At 43.9% G+C, this 19636-nt stretch carries 14 protein-coding genes; 3 read left to right on the forward strand and 11 right to left on the reverse strand.

Annotated features, from left to right (window positions below):
* Positions 1-50 precede the first annotated feature (50 nt).
* The gene (locus tag ABLU88_RS03030) at positions 51-3656 is read right to left on the reverse strand and encodes an AAA domain-containing protein (RefSeq protein ID WP_348836153.1); all 3606 of its coding nucleotides are present in this window, start codon (positions 3654-3656) and stop codon (positions 51-53) included.
* Positions 3657-4579: 923 nt separating this feature from the next.
* Here ABLU88_RS03030 and ABLU88_RS03035 point away from each other — a divergent pair.
* Positions 4580-5470 (forward strand): DUF4231 domain-containing protein, encoded by an 891-nt coding sequence (locus ABLU88_RS03035; RefSeq protein WP_112216937.1) that lies wholly within the window; start codon positions 4580-4582, stop codon positions 5468-5470.
* Between the two features lie 148 nt (positions 5471-5618).
* On the opposite strand, the gene ABLU88_RS03040 is transcribed toward ABLU88_RS03035, so the two are convergent.
* On the reverse strand, positions 5619-6023 hold the full coding sequence (locus ABLU88_RS03040; RefSeq protein ID WP_112216936.1) for a TIR domain-containing protein: 405 nt from the start codon (positions 6021-6023) through the stop codon (positions 5619-5621).
* 138 nt (positions 6024-6161) lie between these two features.
* Positions 6162-8492, reverse strand: a complete 2331-nt coding sequence (locus ABLU88_RS03045; protein ID WP_112216948.1) for a hypothetical protein — start codon at positions 8490-8492, stop codon at positions 6162-6164.
* Between the two features lie 339 nt (positions 8493-8831).
* Between ABLU88_RS03045 and ABLU88_RS03050 the strand changes: the two genes are divergently transcribed.
* The gene (locus ABLU88_RS03050) at positions 8832-10085 is read left to right on the forward strand and encodes a tetratricopeptide repeat-containing protein (protein WP_112216935.1); all 1254 of its coding nucleotides are present in this window, start codon (positions 8832-8834) and stop codon (positions 10083-10085) included.
* A 356-nt stretch (positions 10086-10441) separates the two neighbouring features.
* Here ABLU88_RS03050 and ABLU88_RS03055 read toward each other — a convergent pair whose 3' ends face one another.
* The 5 genes from ABLU88_RS03055 to ABLU88_RS03075 all read right to left on the reverse strand — a co-directional run bounded on the left by ABLU88_RS03055 (position 10442) and on the right by ABLU88_RS03075 (position 14807).
* On the reverse strand, positions 10442-10909 hold the full coding sequence (locus ABLU88_RS03055) for a TIR domain-containing protein (protein ID WP_112216934.1): 468 nt from the start codon (positions 10907-10909) through the stop codon (positions 10442-10444).
* Positions 10899-11501: a 7-cyano-7-deazaguanine synthase gene (locus ABLU88_RS03060; protein ID WP_112216933.1), complete on the reverse strand. Its 603-nt coding sequence runs from the start codon at positions 11499-11501 to the stop codon at positions 10899-10901. The genes ABLU88_RS03055 and ABLU88_RS03060 overlap by 11 nt, the downstream gene beginning before the upstream one ends.
* Positions 11498-12196: a DNA lyase gene (locus ABLU88_RS03065; RefSeq protein ID WP_053142386.1), complete on the reverse strand. Its 699-nt coding sequence runs from the start codon at positions 12194-12196 to the stop codon at positions 11498-11500. Before ABLU88_RS03065 ends, ABLU88_RS03060 begins: the two co-directional genes overlap by 4 nt.
* Positions 12193-13575 (reverse strand): toll/interleukin-1 receptor domain-containing protein, encoded by a 1383-nt coding sequence (locus tag ABLU88_RS03070; protein ID WP_053142387.1) that lies wholly within the window; start codon positions 13573-13575, stop codon positions 12193-12195. The genes ABLU88_RS03065 and ABLU88_RS03070 overlap by 4 nt, the downstream gene beginning before the upstream one ends.
* 71 nt (positions 13576-13646) lie before the next feature.
* Entirely contained in the window at positions 13647-14807 is a 1161-nt protein-coding gene (locus tag ABLU88_RS03075; RefSeq protein WP_112216932.1) for a carbohydrate kinase family protein, read from the reverse strand.
* 475 nt (positions 14808-15282) lie between these two features.
* Here ABLU88_RS03075 and ABLU88_RS03080 point away from each other — a divergent pair, with 475 nt between their 5' ends.
* Positions 15283-16230: a zincin-like metallopeptidase domain-containing protein gene (locus tag ABLU88_RS03080; RefSeq protein WP_112216931.1), complete on the forward strand. Its 948-nt coding sequence runs from the start codon at positions 15283-15285 to the stop codon at positions 16228-16230.
* A gap of 162 nt (positions 16231-16392) precedes the next feature.
* Here the strand turns inward: ABLU88_RS03080 and ABLU88_RS03085 are convergent, their stop codons facing one another.
* From ABLU88_RS03085 to ABLU88_RS03095, 3 genes are all read right to left on the reverse strand, one after another.
* Positions 16393-16680, reverse strand: a complete 288-nt coding sequence (locus ABLU88_RS03085) for a hypothetical protein (RefSeq protein WP_112216930.1) — start codon at positions 16678-16680, stop codon at positions 16393-16395.
* A 107-nt stretch (positions 16681-16787) separates the two neighbouring features.
* Positions 16788-17534 carry a MobC family replication-relaxation protein gene (gene mobC / locus ABLU88_RS03090; RefSeq protein ID WP_112216929.1) on the reverse strand — a complete coding sequence of 249 codons (747 nt, stop codon included), beginning with the start codon at positions 17532-17534 and terminating at the stop codon, positions 16788-16790.
* A 10-nt stretch (positions 17535-17544) separates the two neighbouring features.
* A complete protein-coding gene (locus ABLU88_RS03095; RefSeq protein WP_112216928.1) occupies positions 17545-19416 on the reverse strand; it encodes a type IV secretion system DNA-binding domain-containing protein in 1872 nt (623 codons plus the stop codon).
* Positions 19417-19636 lie beyond the last annotated feature (220 nt).

Genomic DNA, 19636 nt, shown 5'->3' on the forward strand with positions numbered 1-19636 from the left:
ACGCAAGATTTCCTCTAGTCTGAGTATTTTTTCAGTCCTAACACTGAGAGTTATTCCAGCCTCAGCCGCTCCCTAAGCTCCTTCACCAGCGACGCATCATCCAGTTCTGCACTGATCTCATGACGAATCGCATTAGTGAACTGTTCACTGCGCTCGCAGCTATGGTGATAACCATGAGATAGCCAGTTCCAACTCCCGAGAACAATGTAGCGGCCATCGATCATCATTACCTTTTCATGTGTCCCTTCCGTCAACCGGATAATATTCTCTTTTCCTAGTTGTTCGCGGTACTCGGCAACCAGAGTCTCATCATTATCATCCGCACGATCCATGCGCTGATGATAGTAGCCGTAATAAACTTTAACCCTGACGCCACGCCGCTGCGTGGCTACCAACTGCGCCAGCTCCGGCCTCTGATAATGCTTACCTCCCCGGCGGATCCACGGAGCGATGATAACCAGCTCCTGTTCACACTGACTGGCCAGCGCGCTAAATGCGGCAATATGTTCACAGTCGCGATAATAACGCTGTAGACGGGGGGTCTGGCTTAGGCTGGCAAAATTCGGATGCTGGCTACCTTGTTCAAGAAGGAAGCTTTCAGCAACGCTATCCGCAAGGACTTTCAGGTATCCACCTGCTTGCCGCAATCGATGATGGTTACCTACGACGATAAATTGCTGTTTTGCGCGTGAAACCACGACATTAAGCATGTTTGGTGCATCGTTTTGAAAATTCGGATTATCAAGAGGATGAAAAATTACCGGACTATAAATGATGACCTCAAAGCCAACGCCCTGAAACTGGTGCACTGTACCAATGCAGTTTTTCTGCCAGTGATTCATTCGTTGCGCAAGACGTTTAATCAACAATGACTTCTGATTGCTATAGGGTGTGACGATGCCAACATCGGCAGTCAGATCGTAACCAGCTTCTTCCAGCTTATCCAGCAATAGCTCAATAGCATCAACTTCATCCAGATTAGTGTTAACCATATCGCCTTTCTGACCTTCTACGCTGTAGAACATCAAATGATGTCCGCCTGATTTCTCAAACGCGCTGGCAATACGGCTAGAAGGGGAGGCCGTTTCCACGCTGACGCCATGATAGTTCGCCAGTCGGATGAAAAGGTCGGCAATAGGTTGCTGGCACCGGCGATGCTCATCGAGAATGATGCCATTACCCGTATCGTCTACCTTGCCGGAAAGCGTACCCGCAGCACGGTGCCAGCCCGTGACGCTTGCAGGTGAGACACGCTCATACAACGTATTGTTGCTGGCGAAATGACGCTCACGCAACTGTGTTTGCAGGTTTTCTGACAGGTTTCTGATGGGTTCAATTTGCAGAGGATCGCCAACAATCATCGCTTTCTCACTGCGACTCAATAGGGGCACCAGGGATTCAAGCGAAATCATGCCCGCTTCGTCGCACAGTGCCAGGTGCCACGGTTTATGCCCCTTGAGTTCATCGAGCTTACGATAACCAGCAACCTTCCACGCGGAAACCAGCGTGGTCGCCATTACCGGATATACAAGAGACAGTGCGCAATAGAAATCATCAAGCTTATCCAGCCAGCGATAATAGCCCGCACTAAGGCGCTTACTCATCAACGCCCGCCAGTGAGTCAGTACCTCTTCCAGCTCAATTTTCCGCTTCAGTTGCTCTTGCCAGAGATAACCGATAGCGGCTTCGAACATTTCCCGGTGTTGCCTGATAAAGCGTTTACGCGAAATGTCGCACCAGTTACCTTCCGGATAAAGCTGTTGATACTGTGCCGTTAGCTGTTGCGCCCGGATGACCTGACGCCATTGTGCCTGCAATTCTGCTACTTCAGTATTAAGAGCCAACAGGCCAACTTCCTGTTGAGCTTCGGGTTCCGCATGCAGGAGCAGCGCCAGTAGCGCTAAGCTGTCTACCTGCTGTGAAAGCATTTCCCCAGCATCAGCCAGAGCAGCCAGCTGACGATGGGGAAGGGAAGAAAGACTGAATTTGCGAAAGTCCTCCGGTGCAGCCAGGCTCATCTGTTGCAACCTTGCTGGATATTTCCTCTCGAAAAAACGAGCCAGATAACGCTTTATCCCTTTGCGCGGATAGTCGCGGTAATGCAGTTCCAGGGCCGGGCGTAGCGGTGAATCCATCCAGCTAAGTATCTGCTCCAGACTATGCTGCTGCGGCCATGTCGCCTGCAACGTCTGGTAAATTCTGCTGGCCTGTAGACGCTGCGCTTTTATCTCCCTAAATTCCTGCAGGCGCTGTTCTAACTGACAGGCTAAGGTATCCAGGTCGTCGGGGTGATGAAGCGAAACATCAATACCGAGTATCTGTGCATGAGCGGCGAGTGGGGGCATTTTTTCCATGAAACGGGCCGGTAGCTCTTTTGCTAGTCGGGTGTCCAGACCACAATCCACAACAGATTGTATCGCGACTGTCTTTTCATTCAGATACGCCCGGTAACAAGCGTTCATCTCCTCGCGATGCTTGAGTAAAACCGCTAAAAAATCGTGCTGCTGCTGTTGGTCATAGCTTTCCTGTCGCCAGCGACCAATCAGTTTTTCAAGCCGGGTAAGCTCATGCTGAACCTGTTCGTTCGAGCCGCTATGAAACCATAACCAGTCCAGATCCTGAGTTGCAGGGTCACTGCGCAGATCGTCAATGATATTCTCCACCGCTTTTATTGCAGTGGACGTGACCAGCATGCCGAAGTTCTGGTCCTTTCCATCAGCAATTGCCAGTGCTCTGGCAACCAGTTGTTGTGCGATGAGTGACTTGAATAGCGTAGTTTTACCCGTACCCGGCGCACCTTGTACGGCAATCAGGCGCTCATCCTGATTAATCGCCTGTATTGCCGCCATCTGCCCATGGCCCAGAGGATATTGCGTTTCAAACAAACCGCCAGTCACCACTTCGTGAATATGCGGGGCCTTCTCGTCACTATGGATATGGCTGAGATACTGCTCCAGCAACGGGAAATCACCAACCGCGTTATCACAAAGCCAGGTGAAATCTTCCGCATCACGCTTGAGGTTGTAATCCTCATTATGCAGCGGAGCCACCAGGGCATTAAACGCAGTTTCCAGCCCCTGATATTTACTGTTTGATTGCTGAGTGACCCATTTCAGAAGAGCCTTAAACGCCTCAAGGAACGTGTCATATTTACATCCCGTGAGCGCGCTGACGATACTCATCATATGACGGTTTTCACCGAGCTCATCCAGCTGAACACCAAACATTTCACGAAAAGCGAAGGGGAATGCGCTAACAAGTTGCCCATCTTTAACGGGAACTAGCAGGGTGTTTTCGTTCTGTTCAAAAAATGATTTTGGGAGGGGGAAAGAGAACAGCGGAAGGTATTTTACATTGGCCTTACCTCGCTCATTTTCGATACAGCGCAGTACCGGAAATAGCAGGTTAACAGGCTCAATATGGGTAGTTTTACCCTTTTCGTCATATTTAACGAAACGCCGGCGCCAGTGGTTGCGCATTTCAGGCGTAACACGGAGTACTACTCCGCTCTGGTTTTCTTCACAATTATTTATACCGAGCATGAGTTGTTGGTGCTCATGCACCTTGCTGGCCGGTATTTTACTCTTTTCTGCGCCACTGAATTTCACATAATCATGCCACGCTGAAAGGATATCTTTAGACGAGTTTTGCATCATGCTAAAAGAGCCTTAACCTGAGTATCTCCCTGAAATTAATGGTTAGAGAATAACACAGAGGCAGATATTTTAACCCTACCAATGGGGACATCTTTGTATGGAGATATAATATGAGTTACAGCGGCTAATAAGTTTTCCAGTTTGACTGAGATGAGTTAGCGTTCAAACAACTGGCACGCATTCTTATGGCGCTGCAAATGAAGGGCCTGCCAGGCGGGAAGCTATCTTGAGCTAGCGGGGGAATAATGAAAAGCAAAAAGCCCGCTCGAAAGCAGGCTTCTTAAATTTGGCTCCTCTGACTGGGATCGCCTTTGCCAGTAACTGGCTAATATGTAAGCTAAACCTGAATTCCCTTTCTGTCAAGACCACCAGAATGACCACCTTTCATTGAAGGTTTGCTGGAAGGAATAGTTGTGTTACTAAAGTAGGGAATATAATAACCTTGGTGACTATAGGCAAATGCTGTCCCTTGCTCTGCAACATCTTCAACGATTTCATGAATGAAAGTTACGGTGTGGGGGCTGCCCATTCTTTTGCATCTGCACGACTACCATAAACGCATCACGTTTGAAGTTTCATTAGCATCATAGAAAAGTTCAGTAAATTCACCGTTAACTTACTGTGTAATATATATTTTTTTGCCATGCGCTGGCACTTCCAATTTGTGGCGCGTTAGTTGCCAAGAGATTGGATTGTCCGTGGATTTGGGAGCAAGTTTTGCTATCCTCAAAAGTTGAGAAGATAAAAGCGATTATTCGATAGAGAAGGTGCCATTCCGGATGGCTGTCTTGTATAATCATGTTTTTCCTAGGGAATGGATTTGTATTTGTACATACATTCTAAGAATGTGTTTGTGCTGAAAAAATATTAATGAAAATGAGATTTGGTAGAGAGATGGTTTTCTATAATAAAGGGGGTGTGGTGTGAAAATTAAATATCCTAGTCTTTATGATATAACTAATAAGAGATCTGAAAACAATCAAAGATATTACTTTGCTGCTCTTAGAATTGAATATTTATTATTGATATTTAGTGCTGTTAATGCTTTTCTGGAGTATGACTACAAATATTACACTGCATTGTTTTTATTCACCATGCTAATGTTGATGGTAGCATTTAAACTTAAAAGTAAATTTGAAAGAGAGTGGTATAAATATAGAGCGGTAACTGAGTCAATTAAAACTATCTCGTGGAAGTTCTCCATGAAATCAGAACCTTTTAACGATAAAGATGAACCAAGGAATATATCACAGCTCGCATCTTATTTAGACGGTATCGTGGGTGGTAGTGAGTTTATATCTAAAAGTATCGACTCTGTATCAGTACTTGAAAGCACGGTTTCTGATGAGATGAAAAATATCAGAAAACTTAATCTTGATGATCGTCGAGATGTATATGTTAAATATAGAATAGATGATCAGCGTGACTGGTATATAGGCAAGGCACAATCTAATAAAAACTTAAGTTTATACTGGGGAGTGGTTGTTTTTTGTATTTATCTTCTTGCTTTTTTATGTTCTCTCTATAATGCTTTTTTGACACAAAATACTGAGAGTTTAATACCAATAAGTGTAGTAACAACGATAGCATCGGCTCTCGTTGGCTGGGTCCAGGTTAAAAGATATAGTGAACTCTCTGCATCATATTTTTTAACTGCACATGAGATTGGTATAATTAAAGAACAATCATCATATATTTCTGGAGAAAATGATTTCTCTGAATTTGTAAGAGACGCTGAAACAGCATTTTCTAGGGAGCATACGCAATGGCTCGCTAGAAGAGTAGCAAATAGGCAAGCCCCAATAAAACATTAGCCAAGTAATTAATTGTTAATTATTATTCTCTGATGATTAGTCAATTAATGAGTTAAAGATGAGGTTCTGACAAGGTTAATGGTATATTTTACCCCCCCCTTGTTTTGGGGGGTATAAAATAAATGATGCGTTAATAATTCATTCCATTTTAAATGGAGTTGTTTCTAATCGCGGAAATTATACTTTCTGTATTCCATCTGACAATCTCAATAGCCCTAGATGAAACAGTTGCTGATATCCTCAACGCTCCTCGAGGAACAACTCCAATAATAGGTATGTTATTGTCAAATGCTGTTTGTAATTCCCATTCCATCCAGTCGCTATGGGATGCATACATACCAGCAAGGCCTATAATTATATTTGATTCTAAAATTTTCTTTTTAAGAACCGTTTTTATATAGGGTGCGCTGATAGAATTTATCGGTTTATCTCGACTAACTTCTGAATACTCAGCTTTAAAGTATGCACGGGCATCGATAAGTCTTCTTAAATCTTCTAGTTCGCTATGATATGACCAAGCATGACTAATGAATACGTTATATTCCTTCGACATTTTATGACCTATGTGTACTGTGGTTTTTTTACTTATACTACTACATACAATAAAATATTGGCTATATTAACATTAATCTTATTGCTAATGAATTATTTTTCTAGAGATGGCATGTAACCTTATGTATTTTATGTGAATTTATTTGTTTATCATTAATCCTGGCCAAAATGCTTGATTAATTACCAAGCTAACTGTCTGAGTCGAGTTTCTTTTTACACCATCCATTAGTGCCTTGTTGTAGCTGAAGTCATAAATGAACTTAGGTTCATCTGAATTAATTCGAATACCTAAAAACCCATACCAAAGTAGCAAGTCTAATACACGAGCAGCACCATCATGCTCAATACCTGATTGCTTTAGTTTATTCATTACTTCTATTTCTGACAATTCACTTTCGCAGGCGATAAAAGCGTACAATGCACCGTCGGTTTCAGAAGAAATATCACGAAGTTCGTAGCCAATATCACGTAAAAGATCTGCAGAATAAGCATTTATACCTTTTTCTATATCACTTGCTTCTATAATTTCATGATTTAGATTGATAGCGAAGCTTTTACAATGGTTAATAAGATTGAGTAAAAAACGCGGCCTCATTAAAGAACGTTCAATCAGAAATTGAGAAGTTTCTTCGCCCATATAATGGCTAACAAAAAGTCGTAGCCACGCAGATTTGAAGTCCATATCTTCATCTAGTCCATTTGATACAATTCGCAAGCGAATAAGTTCACGTAGCAAATCGCCATCAGTCCAATCAAGAATGACGCTAGCTTCTTTGCCTCGATCAGATGTCTCCCTTACCAGTAGTTCGTAGACATCATTGCGCAGAAATACCACCGACCGAATTTTGAGATCTGGACTACTAAACTGACGTTCAATCTTTCGAGTAGCATCTATTAAGGCCCTAATCATTAATAAGTCTTCATGCTTCAATCCTGAGGTAGGCCAACCATTGTCAATGTTATCGAATAACAGCCATAAAATTTGTTTGTTATTTAAGTAGCGTCCCAGCATTTGTTTCAGGTTTTTAACATCGTGTTTATATAGAAGCTCAGTGACTTGGGATGAACTTAGGTTAACACTTTCTTCTGAACCATATTTTGATTGGTATTCAGAGTAAATTTTTTCCATCAGCATTGACATGCGTTCAGAAAAATCACCCTCATAATCATAACCTTCAACATAATATAAATCGGATAGCTCACGATAGCCTTCGTATAGAAGGTGATCATGAATATGGCGTTGTCTATCTTTTTCCAAGATTTTGTAACATATCTCTAAGAGAAGCACGTATTCCCAAAATGCCGTAATTGTATGCTGATACGTACCTTCAGCTAAAAACTGAAGGATTCTTTCTTTAAATTTTATAAGTTTGTAACCATCTGGCTTTAGATCTAAAACAATATTTTTGTTACGGTTCTTGTCGCGTTCTGCATCCCTAATTTGAAGGAAAATTGCCGACTTGCCGGAACCTTTACGTCCCACAACCAAATGAGCTTCACCCCGTAGGGACTTAAGAAACTGATCCGTTTCTAAATAATAGCGCTCAAGATCGCGCATTTCATTTTCAGCGGAAGTAGCACCGAGATTAACCTTTTTTATAAAGGAACGCTCGACCTTCGTATCGGATGCTTCGAGTTGCTGAAATGCTTGAGTAACCTTTGAGGCGAACACTTCTATTGCACGATTGACGTCATCGGGGTGGTAAGTCGCTTCTACAAAATCACGATAATCAATGGGGACTGGTTCATCACCAGACTGCAAAATGCTGAGCGCTTTTCCCATGCCATCAGCCAAACCGGCGATGAAGGCTGCTCGCATGTTATGAATAGCAAAACCTGTAGAATTCGAGGATAAAAGGGGAACAACAACTCCGTATGATTTTGCTACTTGCGTAATTGCATCATGTGCAGACAGACGGGGAGACTCGTTCGGATCGAAGTTACGATACGTGAAACCAGCCTTTTTAATCCTAGAGATTATTCGCGTTGACCAGTCGGTCTTGTATGGCGTATCGAGGAGATACACTGGAGCCTTAATGTTTAGCACTGCTGATGTATCAATAGCTTTCAAGACAGAAGCATTTGTTAAAAATGCGCTTAATTCAGAAGAGTTCTGATATTCCCGGTAACCTAAGGTATCGAAAATTCCCACATCAGAAATCTTAAGTCCTTGAGGTTGTAGGCTCTTATTTTTGACAAGCAATACGCGCTTCGATTTACCTATCGCATAACCTATTTCATACGTGACATTGAAATTAAGCTCACTGATGTCGGCAATCAATAAGTCCGTTGCATCAATAGCCGTTAAGACTTCATCAGAAATAAAATGCCCGACAACATCTAGAGCCATCCACGTTGAGATGGCTATCCTGCCTATGATTTTATTGCTGTTATCTACAGCCCGTTCGATAGTTTGCCCAACTTCTACGGGACTTGATGCGTAAGCGAAAAAGCCGGATAAATCCTTCATGCTTGAGATCCTACTTATAAACACCATGCGTACACCCTAGATCTTAGAGTATCGAGGGTGCATACAATGGTAAAGAGACATTTGCTAACTCCGTGCTGGTATTGTGAAGCTATCATTGGTTGTTCTATTGGCTAGGTTTCTTCCGAGATTTTTTTTGATTCTTTGATTGGTTGAAAGTAAAACCTTTTAGTGACCTTAGAAGCATTAGCGGTGGTAGAATAGAATCATCGCTGATGATGCATTGTTGCGATGTTCAAATTTTTCTAACCATTTGATATATTTTGTTTTTATTTCTATCTTCTTAAACTGATGCTTTCGTTTCCAAAAGGAATCGCTGAGATGCAAGTATGTTTTGTCGTGATGGGTTTTGGTAAAAAAACAGATTACGAAACTGGTCGTACTCTGGATCTAAATGCTACTTACGAAACGATTATCCAGCCTGCAGTTTTGAGTCGTGGTCTACGTTGTGTTAGAGCTGATGAGATTTCGCAGTCGGGTATTATCGATGTCCAAATGTACGAAATGCTGTTGCGCGCAGATTTAGTCATTGCGGACATCTCGACAGGCAACGTAAACGCGATTTATGAACTCGGTGTGCGGCATGCTTTAAGGCCCAATTCAACTATTATAATGAATGAAGATCAAGGTAAGCTTCACTTTGATCTTAACCATGTTAGTACCTTGAGATATGCTCATTTCGGTGAGGATATCATGGGGCGTGAGGCGATAAGAGCCATGAAGGCTTTAAGTGAACTGATAGAAAGGGCGATGGCTGATCGAATTATTGACAGCCCTGTCTATACATTTCTTCCAAATCTGCTTGCCCCAAGAATGTCAGACGATCAGTATGTTGAGATGGTCGATGAGGCTGAGGCTGCGCAAAAGAAACTTGCTCATCATATGTTTGAAGGCGAGAAGTTTCTAAGAAAAAGTCAACATGCTTTAGCAGTTGAGCATTTCAAAGCTGCACGCGAAATGAGGCCCGAAGAGCCTGATATCCTTCAAAAACTTGCTCTAAGTATATATAAATCGCAACTTCCTGATGAGATAGCTGCATTGCATGAAGGTTTAACAGTGTTAACTCCTCTCAAACCTGCACACTCAAATGATCCAGAAACTTTGGGCATTGCCGGGGCAATAAATAAGAGACTTTGGCTTTTACAGGGGGATCGTGCTGCACTTGACTTGGCTATAAGTTATTATGGGCGGGGATATGAAGTTCGGCGAGACTATTACAACGGTGAAAATTTCGCTTTGTGCTTTGAGTATCGTGCACATGAGCAATACGAAAAAGCTGAGAAAATATATGATTTTATGAGCGCTCACAAAATACGAAAGTCAATAATAAAATCATTGACTTTGATTGAATCGTCACCGGACTTTTTTGACAGGCCAGATAAACGATGGATATTTGCGACCTTAGCTAATTGTTATTTTGCATGCCAAAACATGGATGTCGGAAATGTATATGAGCAGAAGTTTATGGGTGCAGCAATGGCTCAATGGGAAATTGACACTTATTTAGCAGCTAAAAGTGAAGTTTTGTCTATCCAAAGTGAAAAATTAATAATTTTAGGAAACGTAGAAATGTGATTTTGACCACTAGTGCGGCTTAGCTTAAATGACATATATAAAAATGTTGGAATTTCTGTGTTTTTTATCAATCACAATGTTAAAAGTTGTGGATTTATTCCAATCAAGAAAAATTTCACCTTTTGAAATTTCTAGCCTGATTTTTTAACTATGAGATTTTAAAAATCGGATGTACCCTCTATGCTAATTTGTTCTTGTTTTGGATGTGAGAGAGGTTTATACAAATCATCCAAGTTTGATTTTAATTATATGAAGTTACTTGATTAAAGAGATGAATGGTTTTCATGATTATGCTCATCAAATACTGTAAATGAATCTATGGAATTTCTCAATTCCATAGATTCATACTTAATTTTTTATTTAAGTTCAGTAGATAAATTAGACCACGGTATGATTTTTATATTATTATCAGAAATCCACCTGGGTAGAACACCATCAAAATGTGTACCAGGGTGTACTGCTATAACCTTTTTCCCGAGTTCAAGGCTTTTTTCTACTTCCCATTTAACCCAGTGACTTTGCACTACCGAATCGGAAACAAAAACAACTGTCACTGATGCGCGATTAATGCGTTCACTAATCTTGCGTTTAATATACTCTGCTTGTTCACTGTTATAAGGCTCTCGGACTGAGTGATCATTAAATTCAATATCATTATTTTCATTTTTAGCCTGGGCTCGGAGAAGATTAACTTCATTCATGTCTTCAGTCGCAAAACTGATGAATACATTTCTTCTACCCTCATTAAGTGCTTCTTTAGCTTTTTGTTCGAGGGCTCTCACATCTCCAAGCCTGCTCCATCCACCTGTGCTGCTACCGCCCATTATTCATATCCTCGAACTTAAATTCATTACAAGAGATGCAGTTTCCACAAGGTTTTTCATTACCCATATGACACGAGTACGTATTTGAAATTCCTTTTTCATTTGCTAACATAACCACATCTGATTTAGTAAAAACAGAAAGGGGGGCAAGTACTTTAATTTTTCTGCCCATGCATAATGAAATCATTATTTCCGCCCTAGCAAGAAACTCTGACGTCTGATCTGGAAAGAGGCTTGTGCTTTCATGGAGTAGACCAATAGAAATAGCATCTGCATTTTTCTGATAAGCATAGGCAGCAGCTGTTAGTAAAAAAAGCAGGTTTCGCCCCGGAGTGAAGGCATCATTAATTACATGCAATGATTTGTCGGTGAGGCCAGAGTGTATTAGTTTGCCAAAGCCAGCCAAATTTGCTATTTCTGGTTCAGGCAGTCCCAATGTACTCATCGATAACTTGCACGCTGCAAGTTCCCTATCCCGAGCTCGTTGTCCATAGTCGATAAAGAGAGGGAAAATTTGCAGCCCTTCTTCCTGCGCCAATTTAGCGACCAGTGTCGAGTCAAGTCCGCCAGAAACGAGAGTAACGATGCTCATGCTAACTCCTCCTGATAATTTCTTTTCGCAACTCGCATTACAATCCAAATTGCCCAATCGAGCAGCCCGACTTGACAGTTCATTTGCTCTGCATGGTCACGTAGCTTATTTTCGTATTGGCCATATTTATTTAAACCTGAAATAGATGATTGACTGCCTGAGTAAATACCAAGCGCAGACATATAATCTAATACATGACGATCCAAAATGGCCAAGTCATAAGTTGCTCCACAATTGCGAAGAAACATGCTTGCTTGCTTTGGCCCTATACCATGAGCGTTAGCCACCAGCCATGCGCGTACGTAATATACATCGCAGCTAACCAATGAGTTTAGTGATTTCCCCGTTTGGGCAACTGCTGTGTGTGTTGCAGCTAGTTGTTCAGCTTTAGCTTTAGGAAAGCGATAACTCCGTTTTTTTCCCTCAACCTCCAATGGTCTCTTAAGAACTGCATACAAAAGAGTTATCAATTCGTCACGGTTTTCGTAAGAGTTGTGAAGCAACTGCTCTTTGTCAATGATATCAGCTGCAGCGACAGCAAGAGGGTAAGGCACTTGGCTGCTGAGTATGCAGCATGAGAGTTCCCACCATAAATAGCGTTCATCAGATACCAACCCGCACTCAATTCGAGTATCTAGATCTGCACATAAGGCTTTTACGGCTCGAGATAAAGCCTCCGGTGTGTAATTATTCATGGAAAAACCTCAGGAAAAAGCTTTCTTAACTCATTGCTGAACAATCTTGTTACTCCCGTCGCGAAGGGTTCAGCATCTTTTGTCGATATCATACTACGCATAAGCTGACCAAATTCTGCGTAGTATTCCAAATTGTAGAATGCTACTTGCCCTGCATATCCAATAGTTGTTTGAGCATCGACCATGTCAAGAAAAGGCGTTCGTTCTCCACTATTTTTGAAAAAATCGAAATGTTGGAAGTGATGTAGCCGCCCCCGCCGAGGATCAATTGCAAAACGACACCACTCTAAACCATCGAATGTATCTGCACCAGCAGCAACAAGAACTGCAATGCTCCATGGATTTCCGGTACCTAACAGATGAACAGGTTGATAATATGGGAGCTCATCTAGGGATTTTCTTATTTTTTTCATTGTACTAGCCCGGGCAGCAAGTCCAGCGCCAAGTTCTCTTTCTGGTATAGCTATAACTTGAGGGTTTAGTCGCTCAGAAATACCTTTTACGATCACAGGTAATCTAGAAAGCCCAGCATCATCCTGTGAAACATGCACGATGGGTAGCATTGGTGCAGTTGTGAATTTGGAATCCCTTTTAACAGCCTTCACTATCTGCTCTATGGCTTTTTCTGGTTCGGGGTTCGGTTTTGCCACATCAAAACAAAATGCCCAATCGTGGGGTGTATCCATCAGTGCTTGTCTGTAGTGAATGGGTTTCCATTCTTTATCCTGCAATCGACGTGCTTCGTAGTTTCCAGAATCAATCAGAACGAAGCCACCTGCTTTGCGGTATGCTTTAATTTTGCTAAGCATTTCTCTTTTGTCATGGGATTTCACTAAATCATAGGCTGACACAAGGATTGATGATGTTTTATGTACTCTGAGCACTTCTAATGCATCAGAAGGTGAGAACTGAGTCTCATGAGATGAAACAGACATAAATATGTTAGGAATAAGTAAGTTACTACCTGAGGTTGCCTGCAGCCTACTAGGGGCCTTACGAGGCAATACAACTCGTGCAATTTTTCTTTGCAGTTGTAGGAAACCTGGATGAGATGCATCGCCATCCCAGTCGCGAAGGTCAATACTCGTTAAACTTCCAAAAGGATAGGGAGGATCACTTTGATCTATTGTTAACCCGATAATATTTTGAGTATGTTTTTGAGCCACTCTTAGTTCGTCGGTGACGGTCGCTTTGCGCGAAAAGTCTGAAAACAAAGCCAAAACACATTTCGTCTCGGCAAGGTTTTTTTCAATAGCAGGTCTCCATTCACCAACAATATTGTCATCCCACCATACATCCCATTGTTGAGAAAGGAGTTCATGCAACCGCTGGGTTATATTAACATTCTCATGTGGATAAATTATATACACATCTGACATAAGTCAACAAAGCCTCAGATAATTTCATTTCGTTATACAACCTAATTCGCAATAATTATTAATTACATTTTTTATTGTGGAGTTGACGCTTGATAAGCATCAATTGACCAGGCGGTTAGGTACATTGCTGTAGTGAAATCATTTGTAATTAACGCGCTTTTAATCTCTGTCGTATTTGTAGTAATCCGTTCACGTAGCACGACGACAGGAATATCTTCTGCTATAGCATTGTTAATGCGATTCTTGGCGTCGATATTTAACCCATCATCTACAACCAGCACAGCATCAGCCACTATGTCCAAAGTGGAGAATGATAGTTCAGGGCAGTACACTTCCATCCCGAGCTCACTCAATGCTAAACGAGCTTCCTCAAGTACATATCGTTGACCTAATGAATCAACGGCTCCTTCTAAGCAAATTTTTGCCTGTGGAATATAGGTTACTGGCGACAATTTTGGCATTAATGTTTGGCTAAAAGTTAACTGGCGGCTGTCACAATATAGAGCGACCGACCTCGAAGCCAAATCAGCAGATTTTTCGGCTGAACAACCTCGGTAGGCCCAATGAAATGCAAATATGGCGCTAAATACATCTCCTGTACCGATCTTGAATACTTTCGAAGAGCGATATGCTGGTATATAAGTAATTTTCCCCGTTCTCTCATACACGGTTGCACCCTTTATTCCAGCTTTAACAACCACAGAATAAGCATTTTGCATCTTTATTAGCTGAGATACTGCTTCTTCTTGCTGTGCAATACCCGTTGCATGCTGTAACTCTAATTCATTTAGGACGATAGAAAGCTCATTAGCTTTAGAACCGTTATCGTAAAAGGCTTGGGGATTACGCCATGTCTGAGGGTCGTAAACAGCCCTATTAGCATGAACGACAGCATCTCCCTCCAAAAATCCGAAGCGTAACACTGCTTCTCCAGTCACATGGATTGGCCTTTGGCGTTCAATTTTTTTGATGGATGGTTCAATGTGAGGAACCGAAAGCGGATGGAAATAGGCAAAGGCAATAGATGTAGGTCGAAAATTTGTAGTTATACGGATACCTTGGCTTTTTAGTTGCGAAATAGCGCTTTCATCGGATGCAGATGCATAGGTATGTAACTCTGAATCTGAGCAAAGTGAAGCTATAGCCATAGCCGCACGGCCACCAGACCCGAAGGTCATATCCCAGAAGGGACTCTCACAGAGTTCACGATAAAGACCGCCAGCTATTTGCATCACCTGACTCCAATTTGAGGGAGCGAATAACAACAATAACCGTAAGAAAATTAATTGTTATCATTACTTTTTGAACGACTAGAAACCAATTGTAAATCTATATTACTGAGAATATAAAAAAAACCAATACTTTTATGATGCTTCTTTAAACAAAAAAGTGATTCGACAGAACACTTGAGATGGATGGTCTCTATGTTTCCGGATCGCGGATCGTATACATCCCATCCTCAAAATAATAAGCAGAATTATCAACACCATGAAGCAAGCTGCGTTACAACACTGGTAGAAGGCAGCAGGTCCTCTCCTACGTGTTTTCCCTTTTCATATCTGCTTCCGTTAAATCGTTTCCCAGCACAACCCGTCCCGCAAGGGTAAATGGCACGCATTCTGCGCCCTTGCAGGCCGGAACGATGCCGGGAAAGCGAACCGTCAGGCGATACGAAGACGAAAATCACACCACTGACGGAGAAAAAACATGACCATTTCCCTGCATACCACCCAGACTTGCGCCCCTAACACCGCAACGGTGACCAGCGTATCCCCGCTGGAGCAGTCAGGCTCCTCAAAAACGAAATTTTCTCAAACCAGAACAGATTTTTATCAGACCGTCACCGACAACATCATTGCAGCGCTTGAAGCCGGTGTAAAACCGTGGTCTTGCCCGTGGCAGCGCGTACCGGGTATGTCAGGATTGCCTTCAAATTACTCAACTGGAGCAGCTTACAGTGGGATGAATATCATGTTGCTGTGGTGCAGTGCATCAGAACAGGGATTCAATGATTCGCGCTGGATGACCTACAAACAGGCAAAAGCGGAAGGCGGGCAGGTACGTAAGGGAGAACACGGCACTACCGCCATTTTCTATACCACGCTGGAGAAGGAAAATGACGACGGAGAAACTGACTACATTCCGATGCTGAAGACTTTCACCGTGTTCAATGTTGAGCAAATTGACGGTTTGCCTCTGAGTGACAAAGCAGTTTGCCCGGCAGAGACCTTTGAACCATTACCGCAGGCGGAAGCGCTTTTCCGTAACAGTGGTGCAACCATCATTGAGAAGGGACAAAACGCCTTTTTCGCACCGTCAACCGATGAAATCCGTTTACCTGAACGTTGTCTTTTTAGCGATGTTGCCAATTTCTACGCCACCGGACTGCATGAGCTGGTTCACTGGAGCGGGGCAAAAAGCCGGCTGAACCGTGAAATGAAAGGGAAGTTTGATAGTGAGGGTTATGCGTTTGAGGAATTGATCGCCGAGTTGGGAAGCGCGTTCCTGATGGCGGACCTGGGGATTGTCGGAGAGGTTCAGCATGAAAGCTATATCGCTTCATGGCTGAAAGCACTGAAGAACGACAAACGCTTTATTTTCAAGGCCGCCAGCGCGGCATCGAAAGCGCATCGTTATTTGATGGATAAAATTTGAGCAAGAAGGAGTCGCAACGGAATGTGGCTTTGCGTGTAGGGCCGCTTAAAACAGTAACGCTGTAGAGGCATGAGTGAGGCGGAGCGCAGCCAGGCGAGCACCGAACAGTCATGTCCCTACAGTGGAATAAAGCAAGTCACACGGACAGGGCTGAATGGGCAGCTATTCTCGGTTACCAGCAACTGCCTGAAGCGCAAGTAGCCGCTGTTCCAGATTATTCAGTCTTTCTTCGAGGTCATGGCTCTGCTGTTCAATATCTTCCAGTGTTTCTGACAGAACATCACGCAGCAGCACAAAATTTGCGTGAAGGGCATAGACAAAATCATTGCCGCGAACCAGTAATACTTCACGCGGTATGTCCTGCAATGCGGAATGCGTCATCCATGTCACCAGCGCTTTTGCGCTCATTTCGATTAGTACGTCCGAAAGTCGATCAGTTTCTCTGTTCATTCTGGACTCCTGTCTGTTCTGATGATGGGGGAGTATTTCGGTAGGGCATGATTTCCGGTCGTTGCGCTGCTGGTGGGCGGGTTGGGGCAGTTGGTGATACAGAACAACTATATGCAGTTGCCTAAATCCAGCCGTTGCAACTCGTCGAGCGTGTAGATGCGGAAGACATTTCGGTGGCGGGTTTCCAGCGGGATGTGCTGATGGTTAACGATGACGTGCCTGATGCTGTCAAAGTGCCGTTCAAGACTGCGCTTTTTCTGCGGGTCCGGCACGATATAAAAAACGTAAATCCAGTTTTTACGTGTCCGCGCCAGCAAATGGCTGGCGATGATCGACTGGTAACGGGCTTTGGTTTTCAGACGGCGCTCGGTCTCAATGGCGATCACGGTGCCGCCGGGCAGGGTGATCAGACCGTCCGGGCGGTGACTGACCTGATAACGGCTGAGGAAGGTTGTGCGATCGCCGTTTATCCATCCGGATGCGCCTTTTTGCTCAAGGATAATCCGGGCTGACTGATTATCAAGGTGGTGCTCCAGCGTCCAGCCGGTAATTTTTGACGGCTCAAACCGTGCCGGGAAAAGCACGTCATCGGGTGTTAACACCACGGCTATCCCGTCACTGGTTATTCCCCACAATGAAATTTTCATGGTGCGTGATACCAGGACGTGCTTTTGTATTAAGCCCATTCCCTCGACTTTTGAAAGCAGGGAATACAGCGATTTATGATCCCTGAAGCCGAAAAGCAGCATCAGCGTTTTAAAGTCACTGTACGTTTCTTCCTTCAGAAAATTCAGCAGTCGTTGTATTTTTTCGCGGTGTCGCGTCTGGCGTTCGCTGTATGCGGTGATGAGCATCATTTCCCCTTTAAAAATCCAGCCATGACGGGTTTTCTTCTTTATTGGTATTCGGTGTTGTCGTGTCTTTTTCGTCCGTATCAAAAAAAAGATCGGATCGAGTTGCTGTGATATCCGGCGTTGATGCGGGTCCGGGGGAAGTTTCCTCCTCGCTAAAATCCAATGCGATGTTTATTGTTGCTGCGGTGGCGGCAATCGCGGGCGACATGGCACAGATCTCCAGTTCGCGTTTTTTCACCCTGATGGGCGAAATCAGCGAAGCAGAGGGGAGTGCTTTTGTCGTGAAGATGAAGCTGACAAAATCGGGTAGGTTCAGGATCATATTGCTGTCGGTAAAGAAACGCTCGGCCTGCCTGATGGTGCGTTCGCTGTCGATAGTCTCTGTCAGCACGGCGTTGGTTTTCGCTTTGCGGACCTCATCATCGACTAATATGGTGCCTGACATCCTGGCTACCCATTCAGCGGTGTCCGGATCCATGACACGATAAACCAGTTTGAATTTAGCGTTCTCAACGACCGCGCCGACAACGGCGTCACCTTTCAAATCTGCCGGACAGTCTTTTAAATCGGCAATCGACTGATGGTCCATAATAATATGCACACCTTTATCGCGTGCCGCGCCTAAACCCTCCAGCGCGGGCCTGGATAAATGGTATTTCAGTTCGGAAAGATAAATAGCAATGGGGCGGGGCACGTTTTTCACTCGCTCGCGCCTTTCTGCCAGCTGGTACAGGCGAACCAGCAACATACGTTGAGCGGTAATGATTTTGCTGTTGCGCATTGAGCCAATCACATAACAGCAACCGCCTTCCTCAAATATCGTATTAAGCGAAAATCCTGTCGGCGCATTGATGGCATTGAGCAAGGCAAGCTCTTCAATTTTCCCGAAAAAGGCTTTTATCTTATCTGCAATACCCTGAACGTAGTCGCCGTTATAAACATCCCGAATGGTTGAGGCAGTATTACGGGTGACAAATTGTGCGGCTATCCGGGCCGCTTTCCGATCGTCAATCCGATAAAAGTCAGATTCCTGACCTTTCTCTGCCAGGCTGAACCCGGCAACAAAAAGCTCTTCCAGTTCATCGGCGGTGATCTCTTCAATCAGGTTTAACTGGTATTGGGGTTTACGCAGGTCAATTAAGGCAAAGGGCTTCCCGGCATCTTCACAGGCTTTTCGGTAAAGGTGGGGTGCCCATTCATCATCCTTGGGGTCCATCACAAATACGCCTTCACCGGCCAGAATACTTTGGTAAAGTAATATCCCGGTGGCCACCCCTTTACCGGCGCCGGTGGTGCCGATGATATCCGCGTGTTGTTTTTGCCAGTCTTTTAACGGCAGGTACATCGGCTGAGTATCGCGGTCCATGCCGATAAATAACCCTTTGTTCAGGTCGATATAATCCAGCGGATTATAATGCAGTGTTTCCGGCAGCAGGGATTTCACCGTACGGACATCGGTGCGTAATTCCCGTTCAAGCGTGGTTTTTCTGACGAGGCGCTTCTTTATTTTGTCTAATTCAGGTGTTAATACCCTGCGCAGCAGAATATGCAAAATAAAACCCGTTACGGTAAAGATAATCAGCACTGGCCATGCCAGAACGGGAATACTGGCGACTACACGGCCTTGATAAAGCCACTGGAAAATCCAGATAACAACCGGGGCCATGGTACCGGAAAGAAAACACAGCATGGCAAAAGCAATAATCAGCTTTTGCCACAACGGGGCTTTTTGACGTTCATCGCTTTTCATCGACGCGAAAAACGGCATCGTCAGCCCCGATAACAGCGCCAGCATCAGTTGATGCTGTTGCATAATAGCAATGAAGCTCAGCGCGCCATTCACTATCGGCGACAGTGAAACGGCCAGCTTATTCAAAATCACGTTGCCTCCTTCGTCACCAGTTCGCCCCATGACATCGCCCCATCAATTCGCCCCACGGTGTCGGGCGAAAAGGCGGGGCGAGCGTATGGGTTAAAGAAGGTGGCCGCTGTACGGCCATATGCAGGAAAGCATGCTTCCCTGCACAACACGGCGTGCGCCAGTTCATGCGGGCTGGACGCCCTTATGATATGTTGCATGGGGGTAATGTCGCGGCTGGACG

This window comes from Klebsiella sp. GW_Kp182 (genome assembly GCF_040062275.1).
Taxonomy (GTDB): Bacteria; Pseudomonadota; Gammaproteobacteria; order Enterobacterales; family Enterobacteriaceae; genus Klebsiella; species Klebsiella michiganensis.